Origin of the sequence: Streptomyces sp. NPDC085900, assembly GCF_044540925.1 — a bacterium.
Taxonomy (GTDB): domain Bacteria; phylum Actinomycetota; class Actinomycetes; order Streptomycetales; family Streptomycetaceae; genus Streptomyces; species Streptomyces gilvifuscus.
The window spans coordinates 278,680-295,735 of record NZ_JBITSP010000006.1 but is presented as its reverse complement, the minus strand read 5'-3'; the positions used below and the strand labels follow the sequence as shown (position 1 = coordinate 295,735).

Genomic DNA, 17,056 nt, shown 5'->3' with positions numbered 1-17,056 from the left:
GAACGCATGGGGACGACAGGTGGGCGCCGGGTCGGCCGGCCGCGGGCCGCGCGGAGGCCGGACAGCGGGCTCTCGCCGCGCGACGAACTGCTCACCGCCGCCGCCGAGTTGTTCACCACCCTTGGCTACGCGGCCACCTCCACCCGGGCGGTCGCCGAGCGGGCGGGCATGCGCCAGGCCTCCATGTACCACTACGTCTCCGGCAAGGAGGAACTCCTCGCCGAGCTCCTGGAGTCCACCGTCACGCCCTCGCTGGCATGCGCCCGCGACCTCCTCGCCGACGACGCGAGGCCGGCCGGGGAGCGCCTGTGGGAGCTGTGTCGCACGGACGTGGAGCTGCTGTGCGGCGGCCCGCACAATCTCGGTGGCCTGTACCTGCTGCCCGAGGTGCGCGCCGAGCGGTTCGCGGGCTTCCATGCCGTACGCGCCGAACTCAAGGACGCCTACCGGCAGTTGCTCGCGGCTACGCCCGCCGGCGGGGCGCTCGCCAAGACCGAGCTCGACCTCCGGACGGACCTGCTGTTCGGGCTGATCGAGGGTGTGATCCTCGTGCACCGCTCCGACCCCGACCGCTCGGTGTCGGTGTTCGCGGAGGCCACGGCGGACGCGGCGCTGCGCATCGCCGGCGTCTGAACCGGCCGCCGGGTCACGGCCGTACGCCGCTCTTCACCCGTCACGGTGAGTGATTTTCGCACCCCCATTCGCCGTCACTCGCTGTGTACGACTGCGGGCACACCGTGTAAATGGAGCCGAGAGTACTCGCTTCCGGTGTCCCTTTTCAGGGGCTTGCTGAATATGACACGGCGATGATCCGGTCGGACTAAGCTCGCCCGCAGCGCACCGAGTTGAGATGTATTCGTGCGCTTGTTCCCTATATGCGCGACTCCCTGCCGATTCGTTTCAGAGGGCCTAAATGGTGAGTGTTCAATCCCCGCCCGGGCGCCGCGAACTGCCTTACGCGCGCGTGTTGTTGCTGCCCGCGATACTGATGGCCGCGGTGACCGGCGCCGCCGTCGCCGTGGTGACCGACCCGGCCCGGGCCGCCGTCGGCTGGTGCGGCGCCGCCGCCACGCTCCTGGTGATCGCGACGGCGGCCGAAGCGGTCCGGCGCGGCCGCAGCCTGCGGGAACTGCGCGAGCAGAGCGCCCGTCACACTGCGTATCTGGAACAGCGCATCGCCGGGCACGAGCAGCAGATGCTCCGCTTCGCGCGCGAGATCGCCCCCAACGCGATCTACTGGCTGCGCAGGGGAAATTCGCCCACAGAGGTGATTCGCCAACTTCCCAACGTCGACCCGAGCTACGCCGAACTGCCCGAGTCGCAGCTGTCGTTGCTCAAGACGGTGCTCGACATCATCGACATCGAGGAAGCCATCAGGGACTCCTCGCAGCGCTCCTTCGTCAGCATCGCCCGCCGCGTCCAGGCGATCGTGCACCAGCAGGCCAAGGAACTCCGCGAGATGGAGGAGGACCACGGCCGCAACCCCGAGGTCTTCGACGACCTGCTGCGCATCGACCACGGCACCGCGCTGATCGGCCGGCTCGCCGACTCCATCTCCGTCCTCGGCGGCGGCCGCCCCGGCCGCCAGTGGCCGCAGCCCGTCCCGCTCTACAGCGTGCTGCGCGGCGCCATGTCCCGGATCCTGGAGTACCGGCGCATCTCGCTGGACACCATCGCCAAGGTCAACATCCGCGGCATCTCCGTCGAGCCGGTCATCCACGCCTGCGCCGAACTCCTCGACAACGCCACGCGCTACTCGCCGCCGCAGACCAAGGTGCACGTCACCGCCACCGAGGTGCAGACCGGCATCGCCATCGAGATCGAGGACGCCGGCGTCAGCCTCAGCGAGGAGGCCCGCGCCAAGGCCGAGGGCATGCTGGAGCGCGCCAAGGCCGGTGTCGACCTCCAGGAGCTCGGCGAGTCCCCGCGCCTCGGCCTCGCCGTCGTGGGCCGTCTGTGCAAGGCGTACGACATGCAGATCTCGCTGCGCGCCTCGGCGTACGGCGGCGTCCGCGCCGTACTCGTCGTGCCGCGCGTCATGGTCACCGAGGACATCGCGCCGGGCCTCGCCCACGGCATCGGCGCCACCGCCGCGCCCAAGCTCGACATCGGCGGCATCGAGGGTCCCAAGCGTGCCCCCAAGCGCCGCCGCCCCACCAGCCCGCGCATCCCCGCCGGCGTCTCCATGGAGGACGACGTCCCCGTGGTCACCGAGTGGACGGCGGGCGGTCTGCCGCAGCGGCGCAGCCGGGTCAAGACGCCGCTCAGCGTGCGGCTCGCCGAACAGGCCGCGGCCGAGCGCGCCGAACGGGAGGCCCAGGAGTCCCGGTCCGCCTGGGCGACGCCCGAACCCGAGCCCGAGCCGGAGGAGAAGGACGAGCCCGAACCGGGGCTCTGGGTCGAGGCGTTCTGGAACGGCCTGAAGGGCACACCCGACCCGTTCGACATTCCCCAGCCGACCAACGAGCCGGCCCGCCTTGAGGCCGACGACGAGAGGGACCCCAAGTGATCCAGCAGCGAGCCAACTTCGACTGGATGCTCAAGGATCTCGCCGATGGAGTACCGGGCATCGAGATGATCGTGGTGCTGTCCGCGGACGGCCTGCGCATCGCTCGCTACGGAGGTGACCCGGACGCGGCCGACCGCGTCGCCGCGGCCTGCGCGGGCCTGCAGAGCCTCGCGGGCGCCGTCGCCCAGGAGATCCCGGACAGCGACGGCCGGATGAAGATGGTCCTCATCGAGATCAACGGCGGCTACTTCTATCTGATGGCCGCCGGCCCCAACGCCTACCTCGCGGTCCTGTCGGACGTGGTCGCCGAACCGGGCCTGATGAGCAACCGCATGCGCGACCTCGTCGTCCGCATCGGCGCTCACCTCACCAGTCCACCCCGACGCAACGGGCAGGCCGTATGACTCCTCCGCAACGCCGGCGACGACATCAGAACCGGCAACCACCCCCGCCACCGATCCCGCAGCCCGCCAAGCAGGGCGACCAGAAGGCCCCGGAACGGCTGTACGTCGTCGCCGGACCGGACGGCGAGCGGGCGGACATCGATCTGGTGACCTTAATCGTGGCGCGCGCCGACCCGCCGCCCTCGGCCACACCGGAGCAGACGGCGACGCTCCGGTTGTGCGCGGCCCCCCTCTCGGTGGCCGAGCTCTCGGCCTATCTGAACCTGCCGTTCAGCGTGATGACCGTACTGCTCACCGAGATGCTGGCGGCCGAACTGGTGCAGGCGCGCGCCCCGATCGTGCGGCAGGCGCTCCCCGACCGTTCCCTCCTCGAAGCGGTGATGCATGGACTTCAAAGGCTCTGACACCATCCCCGGACCACGCACAGAGGATCATCTGCCGCATACGGCCCGGGCCGCGGTGAAGATCGTGATCGTGGGCGGCTTCGGAGTCGGCAAGACGACGATGGTCGGTTCGGTCAGCGAGATCAGGCCGCTGACCACCGAGGAGACCATGACGCAGGCCGGCGTCGGGGTCGACGACAACTACGGCTCCGAGTCGAAGACGGCCACCACCGTGGCCATGGACTTCGGCCGCATCAGCATCACCGACCAGCTGGTGCTCTACCTCTTCGGCACGCCCGGCCAGGAACGCTTCTGGTTCCTGTGGAACGGCCTGTTCGAAGGCGCGCTCGGCGCGGTCGTCCTGATCGACACGCGCCGTCTCGAGGTCAGCTTCGACGTCATAGGACGACTGGAGGAGCGGGGCGTGCCCTTCGTGGTGGCCGTCAACTCCTTCCCCGACGGGCCGCGTTACCCCATCGAGGACCTGCGCAGCGCCCTCGACCTGGCCGAGGAGATCCCGATCATCGAGTGCGACGCCCGCCGCCGGGCCTCCAGCCGGGACGTCCTGATGACCCTGATGCGCTTCCTGCACGCGCTGGCGACGGCGAAGACGCCGGCGTGAGCGGCGCACCCGACCTCGACCTCTCCTTTCCCACCTGATCCACCTCAGCTTCGGAGCGACCATCGTGACGCCTGACCCCTTCTCCCCGACCGACACGGACGAGCCCCTCACCGCCCCGCCCCCCGGCTGCCCCGCCCACGGCATCGGCCCCGGCGGGTTGCGCCGGTTGTACGGTCCGGGGGCAGAGGATCTGGGGGCCGTTTACGAGGAGCTCCGCGCGCAGTACGGCACGGTGGCTCCCGCCCTGCTGCACGAGGACGTACCGATCTGGGTGGTGCTCGGCCACAGCGAGAACCTGCACATGGTGCGTACGTCCTCGCAGTTCTGCCGGGACCCCCGGCAGTGGAGCGCCCTCCAGGACGGCACGATCAAGCCCGATCACCCGCTCATGCCGCACATCGCCTGGCAGCCCATCTGCTGCCACGCCGAGGGCGACGAACACCTGCGGCTGCGCGGCGCGGTCACGGGCGCCATGTCGACCATCGACCACCGAGGCATCCGCCGCTACATCAATCGCGCGACCCAGCAGCTCGTCAACAAGTTCTGCGGGGAAGGCAGGGCAGACCTCGTCAGTCAGTTCGCCGAGTACCTGCCGATGGCCGTGATGTGCGAGATCCTCGGAATGCCGGAGGAGTACAACGATCAGATCGTGCAGGCCGCCCGCGACATGCTCAAGGGCACCGAGACCGCGATCGCCAGCAACGCGTACATCATGGACGCCCTGGTACGGCTGACCGCCCGCCGCCGGGCCGCGCCTCTGGACGACTTCACCAGTCACCTGATCAACCACCCCGCGCGGCTGACCGACGACGAGATCAGCCAGCACCTGCGCGTCGTCCTGATCGCCGCCTATGAGACCACCGCCAACCTGCTGGCCAACGTTCTGCGTGTGGTGCTCACCGACCCGCGCTTTCGGGCGCAGCTCAACGGCGGCCAGATGACTGTGCCCGAGGCGGTCGAGCAGACCCTGTGGGACGAGCCGCCGTTCACCACCATCCTGCCTTACATCGCCAAGCGGGACACGGAGTTGGGTGGCCAGCACATCCGCAAGGGCGACGCCCTCCTCCTCGGTATCGCGCCCGGCAACGTCGACCCGCGCGTGCGCCCCGACCTCAACGCCAACATGCAGGGCAACCGCTCCCACCTCGCCTTCGGCGGCGGTGCTCACGAGTGTCCCGGCCAGGACATCGGCCGTGCCATCGCCGACGTGGGCGTCGACGCACTGCTGACCCGGCTTCCCGATGTCGAACTCGCCTGTGATGAAGACGAGTTGCGTTGGCGGGCGTCCATCGTGAGCCGGCACCTGGTGGAACTGCCGGTCTACTTCGCGCCGAAGCCCCAGCAGGACGTGATGGAGCGGCCCTCCATCAACCCTGTGCCCTCGCAGCGCACGCAGGACTGGCAGGTCGGTACGGTGCAGCAGCCCCAGTGCCCCGTGCAACCGCCTGCCACCGCGGAACCCGTGGCCGAGCAGCCCCTCGCCGCGGCATCGGTGGGGGCGCCGGGAGCGGCCGAACAGGTCGGCCGGGCAGGCGTGTTCCAGCGGCTGCTGCGCTGGTGGCGCGGCGACTGAATCGACCCGACCCGTCAAATCCGGCGTCCGTCCCATCAGTTCGGGACGGACGCCGGAGCTGTTTGTGCGCTTGTCTCCCACTCGCCACGCAGGCCAAGCAGACGCGTCGCCCGTCACCTTTCCGAAACCGTGCGCTCCGGTGGAGCGCCATGTGCTCCGGCGCACCGGCGCATTGGACGGTGCGTGCCTTGAATCGACCGTCCAGCGCGACTTCGGATCGCTTCTGCACCCTCGTGCGCCCCGCTCGATCACTTGTCGCTGCGGCGTGCGCCTGTATCTACTGATGTAGTTCGTCAAACGTTCAGCCGGGTGTACGTACCAATCACGACAGAATCAAAGGCGGCCACTTCCAGTCTCGACTGAACTGCGATGTGATTGAACGGCGTACCCCGAAGACACCGCGTCTGCTCGTGTTCACACGGAAGGGGAAGTCCATGCCGCCGCCCGTGCCGGTGCCTCCCACCACGGCTTCTTCGGGCCGGGGCACCCCGTGGCAAGCCCTCCGAGCATCGGTCGCCCGCCGACTCCTCGGCATCTCGATGCGGTGGCAGACAGTCTGACGACACCTCACATGCCCCCAGCAACGCCGACGCAGCAGACATGGAGGACCCAGTGCTCGCCATGATCCCGACGTTCGCGGAGCCCGATCCCCCGTCCGTCAGCCCGCACGCCCAGCGGATCGAGGAATACGTCCACTCACTCGGCGACAGCCTGGGGCTGACAGCCACACAGGCCGGCCGGGATCGATTGAAGGCGGGCTACGGGCACTTCGTCGCCTGGACCTACCCGGAAGCCTCTTTCGAAGATCTCTGCCTCTGCGCGGAATGGCTTTTCTTCACCTTCATCCTGGACGACCTGCACACGCTGAAGGTCTACGACACCCCGGAGGCCTGGGAACCGGTCCACCTGCGCCTCATGGACATCATCAACACCGGAAATGACCCGGTCTCCGCGGAGGAACGGACTCCTTTCACCGAAGCGCTCGCGGATCTGTCGATCCGTACCGGCGAAAGACTGTCGCCGACACTGCACGCACGGCTGAACCGTCATCTGGACCTGTTTTTCCGGGGATTCGCCGAGGAATCCATGAACCGGTTCCGCGGCACTCCGCCGAAGATGGACAGCTTCACCCAGACCAGGCGGCTGTCCGTGGGCATGGAGTTCGGCTTCGACCTCGTCGAACTCAGCCAGGACACCGAGGTGCCCGCGGACGTGTACGACACGGGTCTGTTCCGGGCGATGATCGAGGCCGCGAGCGATGTGGTCGCCTGGCAGAACGACCTGCACTCCATTCGTCTGGACAGCATGCGAGGTGACTTCCATAACGTCGTCATCGTCATGCAGCACGACGGCAAGATCTCCCGCACGCAGGCCATCGACCGCGCCGCCGCCAGGGTCCGAGCACGAGTGGCCGACTTCCTGGCCGCCGAGGCGGAACTCGCGCCCTTTCTGACGGACCGCGGTGTGCCGCCCGCCGTCCGCGCGGACATCCTGGGGGTCACCGCCGGCATGCGGCAGTGGACCAACGGCTGCCTGCGCTGGTACGGGAACACCACCCGCTACGCGATGCCCCCCGCAGCGGGCGCTCCGGACGAACAGCACGACCACCTGCAGATGCTGCTCCCGAGCCGGGACCACGCGTCCCGGAAGATCACCGTCGACCGGTGAGCAGTACTCCCGCCTTCCGATCCCGGACCGACAAGAAGGGCCGGCACTCCATGGCAACGGACCAAGCGGGCATCGCACAGGCTCCCGGGGCACTGCCGATCGTCGGGCATCTGCTTCCTCTGCTCCGGGACCCTCTGGGTTTCCTCAACACCCTCCCCGCGCACGGCGATCTGGTCCAGATACGGCTGGGTCCGCAGCGGGCCCTCGTGGTCTGCCGGCCCGAACTCGTGCAGGAGGTCCTCCTGCAGGACCGCACGTTCGACAAGGGCGGTCCCATTATCGAGCGAGTAGGGAACGCGCTCGGCAATGGCATCGCGTCCTGCCCCCACAGCGCCCATCGACGGCTGCGGCGCAGTTTGCAGCCGGCGTTCTCGCGCACCTGCCTGCGTGAGTACGCGGCCATCATGACCGAGGAGACGGACGCGCTCACGACCGGCTGGAGCGACGGACGGACCGTCGACGTGGGCGTGGAGATGTACGGGCTCGCCAGTTCCACCATCGCCCGGACCCTCTTCACGGACAAAGCGGCGCGTCCGGCCGTGGAGACCGTCACCCTGTGCCTTCCGGACATCTTCCGGGGCATCTACCAGCAGGCCGTGTTGCCACCCCTGTTGCGCCGTCTGCCGCTCCCGCCGAACCTGCGCTACGAGCGTGCGCGCGACCGCGCGTGGTCCGCCGTCAGCAAGACCATCGGCCTCTACCGGAAAGACGGAACGAGCCACGGCGACGTACTGTCGATGCTCCTCGACACCCGCGACGAGGCCGGGGGATCCCTCAGCGACTCCGAGATCCACGCCCAGATCATGACTCTGCTGGTCGCCGGCATCGACACCACCGCGGTGGCCCTCACCTGGGCCGTCCATCTGCTGTGCCAACACCCCGGCGTCCAGGAACGGTTGCGCGCCGAGACGGTGAAGGTCCTCGGCACGCGGACCGCCACCTGGGACGACCTCCCTCGGCTCGACCTTGCCCGCCGGGTGATCACCGAGACGCTGCGCCTCTATCCGCCCGGATGGATCTTCACCAGGACGACCACCACCGAAGCCCGGTTGGCGGGCGCCGTGATCCCGCCCGACACCACCCTCATCTACAGCCCGTATCTCATCCACCGCGACGCACGCTCCCATTCACGCCCCGGGTCCTTCGATCCCGACCGCTGGCTTCCGGAACACGAGCAGGTGCGCGGCGCCCTCATCCCCTTCGGCGGAGGCGCGCGCAAGTGCATCGGCGACAACTACGCGATGACGCTGGCGACTCTGGCCCTGGCCACGATCGTGTCCCGCTGGCGGTTCACGCACGGTGCACCGCGACCACCGCACGTCGAACCGCGCATGACCCTGACCCCGCACAACGTCCGGGTTCGGGTGGAGTGCCTGGAGCGAGCGTCGGTGTGACGGCCGGTCTCCCGCCGGTCAGCGGGCCGGCGGGTCAGCGGTCGGCGGTCGGCCGGCCCAGTCGTCGTACGACTCCCAGGCGAGCAGCGACCGCGTGCTGCGGAACCGGTGCTCCCTTCCGGTGACCGGATCGGTGAACTCCAGTTTCCGCGCCAGCAGTTGCAGCGGCCGTCGGAAGTCACCCGCCGGCACGGGGCCGCTCACCACCGGGTACAGCGGATCGCCCAGGATGGGCACGCCGAGTGCGTTCATGTGCACACGCAGTTGATGGGTCTGCCCGGTGCTCGGGACCAGCCGGTACCGGCCGAGCCCGTCGTCCGCCCGCCGCGCGGTCAGCTCCACCCGGCTGACGGCGTTCGGCTCGCCCGCCACCTCGTACGCGGCGAGCACACCCCGCTCCTTCACGATCCGGCTGCGCACGGTCCGCGGCAGGGTGAGCCCGGCATCGTACGGCGCCACCGCCTCGTACTCCTTGCGTACCCGTCGGTCCCGGAACAACGTCTGGTAGGCGCCGCGCTCCTCGGGTCGCACCGTGAACAGCACCAGGCCGGCGGTGAGCCGGTCCAGCCGGTGCGCGGAGCCCAGCGTCGGCACGTCAAGCTCCCGGCGCAGGCGGGCGAGCGCCGTCTGGGCGACGTGGCTGCCACGCGGGGTGGTGGCCAGGAAGTGCGGCTTGTCGGCGACGACGATGTGCTCGTCCCGGTACACGACCTCCAGCGGGAACGGCACCGGCACCTCCTCGGGCAGCTCCCGGTGGAACCACACGAAGGTGCCGGGTGCGTACGGTGCGTCCGGCGCCACGGCGCTGCCGTCGGCGCCGACGACCTCGCCCGCGTCGAACATGCCGGCGACCACGCCGGCGCCCGCCCCGCTGAGCCGCTCCACCAGATGCTCACGGACCGTGGCCCAGGGGCCCTCGGCCGGCAGCCGCAGCCGCACGGCGTCCACCCCGTGCCGTTGCGGCAGGGGAGAGGGCGGGATCCGGGGCTTGCGTCTCATCACGATCAAGCGTACGGCCCCGGAAAATGAGTGGGGCCGGGTGCCGACGCGTTGGCAGGATGCCCCCCATGCCGTACACCGCCGACGAACTCCTGCCCCAGGGCACCCTCTCCCGCACCCCCCAGCCCCAGCTGCCCACCGGCGACGGTCTGGTTCTGCGTCCCTGGCGGGTCGAGGACGTGGCGGCTGTGCACGAGGCGTACCAGGATCCCCTCATGCATCAGTGGCACATCCGGCGCAGTGACTCCGAGGAGGAGGCCGCCGGGTGGGTCCGGGAGTGGCTGAAGGAGTGGGAGGGCGAGCGCAAGGCCCAGTGGGCCGTCGTGGACGCGGACACCGGCCTGCTGCTGGGACGGGTGGCCCTGCTGAGCATCGTGCTCGCGGAGGCGCAGGCCAAGGTCGCCTACTGGACCACGGCGGCGGCCAGGGGCCGGGGTGTCGCCACTCGCGCGACGAACACCCTGACCCGCTGGGCCTTCGACGAGATCGGCTTCCACCGCCTCGAACTCCTGCACGCCACCGCCAACGGGGCCTCCTGCCGGGTCGCCGTCAAGGCCGGCTTCGCCCTGGAGGGCACCAAGCGCAGGGCCGCCTACCACCAGGACGGCTGGCACGACATGCACCTGCACGCCCGCCTGCGCGACGACTAGACAGCGGCTTCCTGAACGGCCGGTTCCGGTACGGGAGTCGGGGCCTCGGCGGTCCTGCGGTACGCGCGGTAGGCGGCGCCGGTCAGGAGGGTGGCGGCGAGGAAGAGGACCGTGAACCACTGGAAGTACCAGTGGCCGCCCGCCGGGTCGTACACCGCCGCTCGCGGCCAGGCCAGGTTGACGGTCATCAGCAGGCCGTAGAACAGGGCCAGGGCGTTGACCGGGACGCCCCAGCGGCCCAGGGAGAAGAGCGTTCCGCCCGTCTCGTCCGTGCCACGCGAGCTGAATTCGCCGCGGACGCGGCGGACCAGGAGTGGACCGGTGACCATCGCGTACGCCAGGTACAGCATCACGATGCAGGTGGTGCCGATGGCCAGGAAGGCGTCCGGCGAGGCGAAGTTGAGCAGGAGCAGCGCGGCGGCCAGGACGCCGACGACCACGGCCGGGGCGCTCGGCATGCCGGTGCGCGAGTTGACGCGTGCGAGGCGTGCGGAGAAGGGGAGTTGCCCGTCGCGGGCCATGGAGAACAGCATCCGGCAGGCCGCCGTCTGGATGGCGAGGGTCGCCACCGCGATGGCCACCACCACGTCGGCGAGCAGGACCTTGCCGACCCCGTCGCCCAGGCTGCTGGTCAGCACGTAGCTCAGGCCGTCGACGCCGAGGTGGCCGTCGGTGAGGCTGGGCGCGGCGAGCAGCCCGCCGAGGATCACCAGGCCGCCCAGCAGACCGGCGGCGGCGAGCGCGGTGAGGATCGTACGCGGCGCCGTACGACGGGGGTTGTGCGTCTCCTCGCTCATCTCGCCCGCGCTGTCGAAGCCGATCATCACGTACGCCGCCGTGAAGGAGCCGACGAGCAGCGCCCCCAGCAGCCCGGAACTCGCGGCGCCCTCGGTGTGGAAGGTGATACCGGGGGAGCGCTTCGAGTGGGTGAGCAGCAGGACGACGATCAGGACCGCGCCGATGATCTCCGCGGTCACGCCGACCCGGTTGATCACCGACATCACGCGGTTGTCGACGATGTTCACGATCGTGGTGAGCACCAGCAGGATCACCCCGAGCACCGCCGCGTTCGCCGCGCCGTCCGTCGACGTCACCGCCGGGTCGGTGCCGACCAGTTGGAAGCCGGACCAGATCGCCGGCAGCACCATCTGCAACGCCAGCGCCGCCGCCGCGACCACCACGATCTGCCCGATCACCATGATCCAGCCGGCGAACCAGCCGAAGGTGAGGTTCGAAAGGCGCGAGGACCACTGGTAGATGGCGCCCGAGATGGGATAGCGCGCCGCGAGTTCCGCGAAGCACGCGGCCACCAGCAGCTGGCCGAGCAGTACCGCCGGCCAGGCCCAGAAGAAGACGGGGCCGCCGAAGGCGTACCCGAAGGCGAAGAACTGGAAGACGGTCGTGAGGACCGAGATGAAGGAGAAGCCCGCCGCGAAGGAGGCGTACCGGCCCAGGCTGCGGTGCAGCTCCTGGCGATAGCCGAACTCGGCGAGGGAATGGTCGGTTGTAGGCACGGCGGCACCTGCCTTCGGCACGGTCCTGCGAGCGGATTCCTGTCAGGCGACAGAAATTAGGGACGGGCTGTTTCCGCCGCGTCACGCCGGCATGTCGGGTGCGGGCCCAAGTCCTCACGTGCTTGCTATGCACACCGAAACGCGATACATCGTGTGTATTGACGCTTGTGTCTCAGTCGCGATATGTTCGGCCACGGATATTCGTTGGCGAAGTAGCGCGCTGGAGGGAGTGTCATGGCGGTCAAGCGGCGCAAGCTCGGCAACCCGCTGGCGCTCGCCGTGATGGTGACGCTGTGGCAGAAGCCGATGCACCCGTACGAGATCGCGCAGACCCTTCGCCGCCAGGGCAAGGACACCAGCACGAAGATCAACTACGGCTCGCTCTACACCGTCGTGCAGAACCTCCAGAAGCACGGCTTCGTCGAGGTCACCGACGTCGAGCGGCAGGGCAACCGCCCCGAGCGCACGGTCTACGGCCTCACCGCGGCCGGCCGCCAGGAGGCGACCGAGTGGCTGTCGGACCTGCTGGCCGTCCCCGTCAAGGAGTTCCCGGTCTTCGAGAGCGCGCTGTCCTTCCTCGGGGCCGTGCACCCCGATGACGTGGTGCGGCTGCTCGAGGAGCGGCTGAAGACGCTGGAGGTGGAGGCGGCGAGCTCGCGCGGAGCGCTGGAGAAGCTCTACGAGTCCGTGCCCCGGCTCTTCCTGGTGGAGGTCGAGTACCGCCTCCACATGGTCGAGGCCGAGGCGCAGTGGGTCCGCGGCTTCGTCGAGGAGATCGGCCACGGTGGTCTGCCGGGCGTCGACGCATGGCGCCGGTTCCACGAAACGGGGGAGCTGCCACCGGAATTCATGGAGGAGATCACCTAGATCACGCAGATCATCTGAATCGCCTGGATCAGCCAGGACGAACTGGATCAGCCAGGAACCACTGGATCATCCAGGAAGAAACAGACCCCGGCAGGGCTGTTGCAGCAGCTCCTGCCAGGGTCTCGAACCCCGAACCGACTCCGCCGTGCGGCAGGCCGGGCGATCGAGGTGCGGCACACCCAGGATAGCCCGGCCCTCCCCACGCGGATCAGTCGTCATCTGTCATCCGCTCACTCAGGAGAGCTGTCGTCATGAGCAGTACCCGTGCGCCCGCGGTCGAGGCGCGTCAGCTGATCAAGACCTACCCCGGCGGGGTCACCGCCCTGAACGGCATGGACGTCACCGTCGAACCGGGCACCGTCTTCGGGCTCCTCGGTCCCAACGGCGCCGGCAAGTCCACCACCGTCAAGATCCTCACCACCCTGGCCCGGCCCGACTCGGGCACCGCCACCGTCGCCGGACACGACGTGCTGCGCCACCCCGACCGGGTGCGGCGCGCGATCGGCGTGGTCGCCCAGGGCTCCGGCGCCGACCCGGTCGCCACCGGCCGGGAGAACCTCCGACTGCAGGGCAGGCTCTACGGCTTGAAGGGCGCCGCCCTCGATCTGCGGGTGGACGAGCTGCTGGACCGATTCGGCCTCGCCGAGGCCGGCCGGCGCCCGGTCAAAAGCTACTCCGGCGGCATGCGGCGCCGCCTCGACGTCGCCCTCGGCCTGGTCCACCGGCCGGAGGTGCTCTTCCTCGACGAGCCCACCACCGGCCTGGACCCCGAGGCCCGCACGGCGATGTGGGACGAGATCGACCGGCTCGCGGGGGAGGAGGGGCTGACGATCCTCCTCACCACGCACTACCTGGACGAGGCCGACCGTCTCGCCGAGCGCGTCGCGATCGTCGACCGCGGCCGGGTCGTCGTCGAGGGCACCCCGGACGCCCTCAAGGGCGAACTGCGCGGCGACGCCGTCCACGTGGAGCTGCGGGAGGCGGTCGGCGAGGCCGGGCGCACCCTGCTCGACGGCGCCCTGACCGGGCTGCCCGGCGTGCACGAGGTCCTCGTCGACGGCCGCCGCGTCAGCGTCCGGGCCGACGACGGAGCCGCCGCCGTACCCGCGCTGCTCGCCGCCCTGGAGCGGGCCGGGGTCGGGGTCGCCGCCGCGACCGTCGCCCGGCCCTCGCTCGACGACGTCTACCTCCGTTACGCCGGCCGCCGATACTCCGAGGCCGACGCCGAGGCCGACGGGAACCTCGTCCTCGCCGGAGGTGCGCGATGAGCACGGCCGTCTGCCAGACCTGGTACATGACGCAGCGTCAACTCATGGTGTTCGCACGGCAGCCCGCGTACGCGATCATCACGCTCATACAGCCGGTGATCTGGCTGTTCCTGTTCGGCGGCCTCTTCAAGAAGGTCGTCGAGCTGGGCGGCTTCGGCACCACGACCTACCTCACCTATCTCGTCCCGGGTGTGGTCGCGATGAGCGCGCTCAGCTCCAACATGTGGGCCGGCATGGGCACGTTGGAGGAGATCCAGCGGGGCACCCTCAACCGCTTCCTGACCACGCCGGTCAGCCGGGCCGCGCTGATGAACGGCAACGTCGTCAACAACGGCCTGGTCACCGCGTTCCAGTCGGTCGTCATCGTGCTGCTGGCCCTGGCGGGCGGCGCCGACTACCCGGGCGGCGCCGGCGGCGTCGCGATCCTGGTGCTCGCCTCGGTGCTGCTCGGCACGATCTTCGGGGCGCTGTCCAACTCGCTGGGCATGCTGGTACGGGAGCGGGAGTCGATCATCGGCATCAACACCTTCCTGCTGCTGCCGCTGACCTTCCTGTCGTCCGCCTTCATGGCGCCGTCGCAGATGCCCGCCTGGATGCGGCACGTCGCCGACTTCAACCCGCTGAACTGGGCGATGGTCGCGGGCCGTTCAGCCCTGTCCGAGCACCCCGACTGGAACGTCGTGCTCAGCCGCGGCGGTGGGCTGCTGGCGCTCGCCGTGGCGGCGGTGTGGCTGTCGATCCGGACGTTCCGGTCGTACCAGCGGTCGGTGTGAGGGCTCGCGCCGGTCGGTGTGAGGTCCCGTGCCGGTCGGTGTGAGGGCGCCTTCCGGTCGGTGTGAGCGCATGATCGAGGGGCGGTACCCGACCGGGTGCCGCCCCTCGCGGGAACCAGGTGCCGCCCTCGCAGGAACCTCATGCGGCCGGAGCCGCACCCTCCTGCTCCGCCTCGATGCGCGCGTTCCACTCCCGCTTGGAGGACTGCCAGCCGTCCTCGTTGTGACCGAGGCGCCAGTAGCCGGAGATCGACAGGTCCTCGCGCGGGATCTCCCGCTCGACCCGCAGCAGCCGGCGCAGCTCCTTCACGAAGTGCGCCTCGCCGTGGACGAAGGCGTGCATCCGGCCCTCGGGGAAGTCGAACGACCGTACGGCCTGCAGCAGTGTCTCGCCGACAGGACGGTCGCCGCGGTGCAGCCAGACGACCTCGATGTCGGAGTCGATCTTCTGCTCCTCCTCGGGGCCGGACACCTCCACGAAGGCGTGCGCCGTGGTGCCGCCGGGCAGCGACTCCAGGGAACGGGCGATCGCGGGCAGCGCGCTCTCGTCACCCACCAGCAGATGCCAGTCGGCGCTCGGGTCGGGAGCGTAGGCGCCGCCCGGTCCCATGAAGCGCACGGTCTCGCCGGGCTGTACGCGCATCGCCCAGGGCCCGGCGAGGCCCTCGTCCCCGTGGATGACGAAGTCCAGCGTCAGTTCGTGCGTCTCGGGGTCGAAGGCCCGCACCGTGTAGGTCCGGGTCACCGGCCACTGCTCGCGCGGCAGCTCCTCGCGGATGCGCTCCATGTCGAAGGGCTCCGGGTAGGTCACGCCCTCGCTCGGGGGGAACAGCAGCTTGACGTAGTGATCGGTGCAGGTGTCGGCCGCGAAACCGGCCAGTCCCTCGCCACCGAGGACCACGCGCTGCATGTGCGGGGTCAGCCGTTCTGTGCGGACGACCTGCGCGGAATGAGGCTTCCGCGGCCTCCGAGCCGGACGTTCTGCCATGACGGCCTCCCATTTTCCCTGCTTAGGCTTACCTAAGTTAGCACCTCTCCCTTGAGAACCACCTTAAAGAGAGGGGCCATTACCCGGGCCATTACCCAAACAAGAACATTGTTTACGAATCCAGAGTGGTCAGCAGCCGTTGCAGCGAGCCGCCCAGACCCCACCGCGCCGCCAGTGCCTCCAACGCCGCCGGGTCGCGCGGGGCGCGCGGCACGGCCGTGTCCACGTCCGGCAACGGCACGTCGTCGACGACCTTGACGACCTTCGGCGCCACGGCGACGTACGGCCGGGCCTCGTCGAGCCGCTTGCGCTGCGACGGCGTGAGTCTGGCCTTCGGATCGTCGACCGCGGCCATGATCCCCGCCAGGTTCCCGAACTCGGCGAGCAGCTTCGCGGCCGTCTTCTCTCCGATGCCCGGCACGCCCGGCAGACCGTCGCTCGGATCGCCGCGCAGCAGTGCCAGATCCGCGTACCCCGGCCCGTCGACCCCATACTTCTCGCGCAGCCACGCCTCGTCCGTCAGCTGCAGCGTGCCCACGCCTTTGAGCGGGTACAGCACCCGCACCCCCCGGGCGTCGTCCACGAGCTGGTAGAGGTCGCGGTCGCCGGTGACGATGTCGACCGGGCCCTTCGCGCGCGCCGTGAAGGTGCCGATCACGTCGTCCGCCTCGTACGGCTCGACGCCCACGCGCGCGATGCCCAGCGCGTCCAGGACGGCCTCGATGACGGGCACCTGCGGCGACAGCGTGTCCGGCACCTCCTCCTCGTCCGGGCCCGCCGCGTGCTCCTCGGCGACGCGGTGCAACTTGTAGGAGGGGATCAGGTCGACCCGCCACTGCGGGCGCCAGTCGGCGTCCATGCAGGCCACCAGGTCGCTCGGCCGGTGGTCCTTGACCAGGCGGTCGATGAATTCCAGCAGCCCGCGCACGGCGTTCACCGGGGTGCCGTCCGGGGCCTTCACGGACTCAGGGACGCCGAAGTAGGCGCGGAAGTAGAGCGAGGCGGTGTCGAGGAGCATCAGTCGTCCGGTCACGCTCGCATCATGCCGCACGGCACCGACAGTCACCCGCCGGCCAGCAGCCACCGGGTGCGCGGGCCCTCGCTCACCAGGGTGGCGGCGGCCAGGAGCGACACGAGGACAGCCGCCCACACCGGCATCAGCCACCACGCCGACACCACGGCCGCGACGAGCTGGAGCAGCACCAGCAGGACGGTGGCCCAGCCGGGGACCGCGACGACGACGTTCGCCTTGTCCCCTCGCGTGGCGAAGACGGTCGGCAGGCCGATCAGCAGCACCACGGCCAGCACGGCCAGGGGCGGCGAGTACGGCCACAGCGCCCACGGTGTGGCGATCCAGGCCACCAGTTCCGTCGCGAAACGCAGCACGGAGGCACGTCTGTCGTCGGGTCGGTCCACGGTCGTCCCCCCGGTGAACGGCGATGTG

The 17,056-nt window shown here is 69.9% G+C and carries 18 protein-coding genes; 12 read left to right on the top strand and 6 right to left on the bottom strand.

Going from position 1 to position 17,056, the window contains the following annotated elements:
* Positions 1–6: 6 nt before the first annotated feature.
* The gene (locus ACIGDI_RS22920) at positions 7–633 is read left to right on the top strand and encodes a TetR/AcrR family transcriptional regulator (RefSeq protein ID WP_390628006.1); all 627 of its coding nucleotides are present in this window, start codon (positions 7–9) and stop codon (positions 631–633) included.
* A gap of 40 nt (positions 634–673) precedes the next feature.
* Here ACIGDI_RS22920 and ACIGDI_RS22915 read toward each other — a convergent pair whose 3' ends face one another.
* Positions 674–745 carry a hypothetical protein gene (locus tag ACIGDI_RS22915; protein ID WP_399900033.1) on the bottom strand — a complete coding sequence of 24 codons (72 nt, stop codon included), beginning with the start codon at positions 743–745 and terminating at the stop codon, positions 674–676.
* Between the two features lie 168 nt (positions 746–913).
* Between ACIGDI_RS22915 and ACIGDI_RS22910 the strand changes: the two genes are divergently transcribed.
* The 7 genes from ACIGDI_RS22910 to ACIGDI_RS22880 all read left to right on the top strand — a co-directional run bounded on the left by ACIGDI_RS22910 (position 914) and on the right by ACIGDI_RS22880 (position 8,553).
* Positions 914–2,509, top strand: a complete 1,596-nt coding sequence (locus ACIGDI_RS22910; RefSeq protein ID WP_399899520.1) for a sensor histidine kinase — start codon at positions 914–916, stop codon at positions 2,507–2,509.
* Positions 2,506–2,913 (top strand): roadblock/LC7 domain-containing protein, encoded by a 408-nt coding sequence (locus ACIGDI_RS22905; RefSeq protein ID WP_058926362.1) that lies wholly within the window; start codon positions 2,506–2,508, stop codon positions 2,911–2,913. Before ACIGDI_RS22910 ends, ACIGDI_RS22905 begins: the two co-directional genes overlap by 4 nt.
* Positions 2,910–3,317 (top strand): DUF742 domain-containing protein, encoded by a 408-nt coding sequence (locus tag ACIGDI_RS22900; RefSeq protein WP_399899517.1) that lies wholly within the window; start codon positions 2,910–2,912, stop codon positions 3,315–3,317. Before ACIGDI_RS22905 ends, ACIGDI_RS22900 begins: the two co-directional genes overlap by 4 nt.
* Entirely contained in the window at positions 3,298–3,918 is a 621-nt protein-coding gene (locus ACIGDI_RS22895; protein WP_399899514.1) for a GTP-binding protein, read from the top strand. The genes ACIGDI_RS22900 and ACIGDI_RS22895 overlap by 20 nt, the downstream gene beginning before the upstream one ends.
* A gap of 64 nt (positions 3,919–3,982) precedes the next feature.
* Positions 3,983–5,491, top strand: coding sequence for a cytochrome P450 (locus ACIGDI_RS22890; RefSeq protein ID WP_399899511.1), 1,509 nt, complete (start codon positions 3,983–3,985; stop codon positions 5,489–5,491).
* A 600-nt stretch (positions 5,492–6,091) separates the two neighbouring features.
* The gene (locus ACIGDI_RS22885; RefSeq protein ID WP_399899508.1) at positions 6,092–7,159 is read left to right on the top strand and encodes a hypothetical protein; all 1,068 of its coding nucleotides are present in this window, start codon (positions 6,092–6,094) and stop codon (positions 7,157–7,159) included.
* Between the two features lie 50 nt (positions 7,160–7,209).
* On the top strand, positions 7,210–8,553 hold the full coding sequence (locus tag ACIGDI_RS22880) for a cytochrome P450 (protein ID WP_399899505.1): 1,344 nt from the start codon (positions 7,210–7,212) through the stop codon (positions 8,551–8,553).
* Positions 8,554–8,571: 18 nt separating this feature from the next.
* On the opposite strand, the gene ACIGDI_RS22875 is transcribed toward ACIGDI_RS22880, so the two are convergent.
* Positions 8,572–9,552, bottom strand: a complete 981-nt coding sequence (locus tag ACIGDI_RS22875; protein WP_399899502.1) for an RluA family pseudouridine synthase — start codon at positions 9,550–9,552, stop codon at positions 8,572–8,574.
* 68 nt (positions 9,553–9,620) lie between these two features.
* Between ACIGDI_RS22875 and ACIGDI_RS22870 the strand changes: the two genes are divergently transcribed.
* Entirely contained in the window at positions 9,621–10,202 is a 582-nt protein-coding gene (locus ACIGDI_RS22870; RefSeq protein ID WP_399899499.1) for a GNAT family N-acetyltransferase, read from the top strand.
* On the opposite strand, the gene ACIGDI_RS22865 is transcribed toward ACIGDI_RS22870, so the two are convergent.
* Positions 10,199–11,716 carry an amino acid permease gene (locus tag ACIGDI_RS22865; RefSeq protein WP_399899496.1) on the bottom strand — a complete coding sequence of 506 codons (1,518 nt, stop codon included), beginning with the start codon at positions 11,714–11,716 and terminating at the stop codon, positions 10,199–10,201. The two genes, ACIGDI_RS22870 and ACIGDI_RS22865, sit on opposite strands and share 4 nt — an antisense overlap.
* A gap of 234 nt (positions 11,717–11,950) precedes the next feature.
* On the opposite strand from ACIGDI_RS22865, the gene ACIGDI_RS22860 reads away from it, so the two are divergent.
* The 3 genes from ACIGDI_RS22860 to ACIGDI_RS22850 all read left to right on the top strand — a co-directional run bounded on the left by ACIGDI_RS22860 (position 11,951) and on the right by ACIGDI_RS22850 (position 14,624).
* Complete coding sequence (locus ACIGDI_RS22860) at positions 11,951–12,583, top strand: PadR family transcriptional regulator (RefSeq protein WP_399899493.1); 633 nt, start codon at positions 11,951–11,953, stop codon at positions 12,581–12,583.
* Between the two features lie 251 nt (positions 12,584–12,834).
* Positions 12,835–13,851 (top strand): ATP-binding cassette domain-containing protein, encoded by a 1,017-nt coding sequence (locus tag ACIGDI_RS22855; protein ID WP_399899490.1) that lies wholly within the window; start codon positions 12,835–12,837, stop codon positions 13,849–13,851.
* Entirely contained in the window at positions 13,848–14,624 is a 777-nt protein-coding gene (locus ACIGDI_RS22850; RefSeq protein ID WP_399899487.1) for an ABC transporter permease, read from the top strand. The genes ACIGDI_RS22855 and ACIGDI_RS22850 overlap by 4 nt, the downstream gene beginning before the upstream one ends.
* 139 nt (positions 14,625–14,763) lie before the next feature.
* Here ACIGDI_RS22850 and ACIGDI_RS22845 read toward each other — a convergent pair whose 3' ends face one another.
* From ACIGDI_RS22845 to ACIGDI_RS22835, 3 genes are all read right to left on the bottom strand, one after another.
* Positions 14,764–15,612, bottom strand: coding sequence for a siderophore-interacting protein (locus ACIGDI_RS22845; protein WP_399899484.1), 849 nt, complete (start codon positions 15,610–15,612; stop codon positions 14,764–14,766).
* A gap of 112 nt (positions 15,613–15,724) precedes the next feature.
* The gene (locus ACIGDI_RS22840) at positions 15,725–16,645 is read right to left on the bottom strand and encodes a 5'-3' exonuclease H3TH domain-containing protein (protein ID WP_399899481.1); all 921 of its coding nucleotides are present in this window, start codon (positions 16,643–16,645) and stop codon (positions 15,725–15,727) included.
* Between the two features lie 29 nt (positions 16,646–16,674).
* Entirely contained in the window at positions 16,675–17,028 is a 354-nt protein-coding gene (locus ACIGDI_RS22835; protein WP_399899478.1) for a hypothetical protein, read from the bottom strand.
* Positions 17,029–17,056 lie beyond the last annotated feature (28 nt).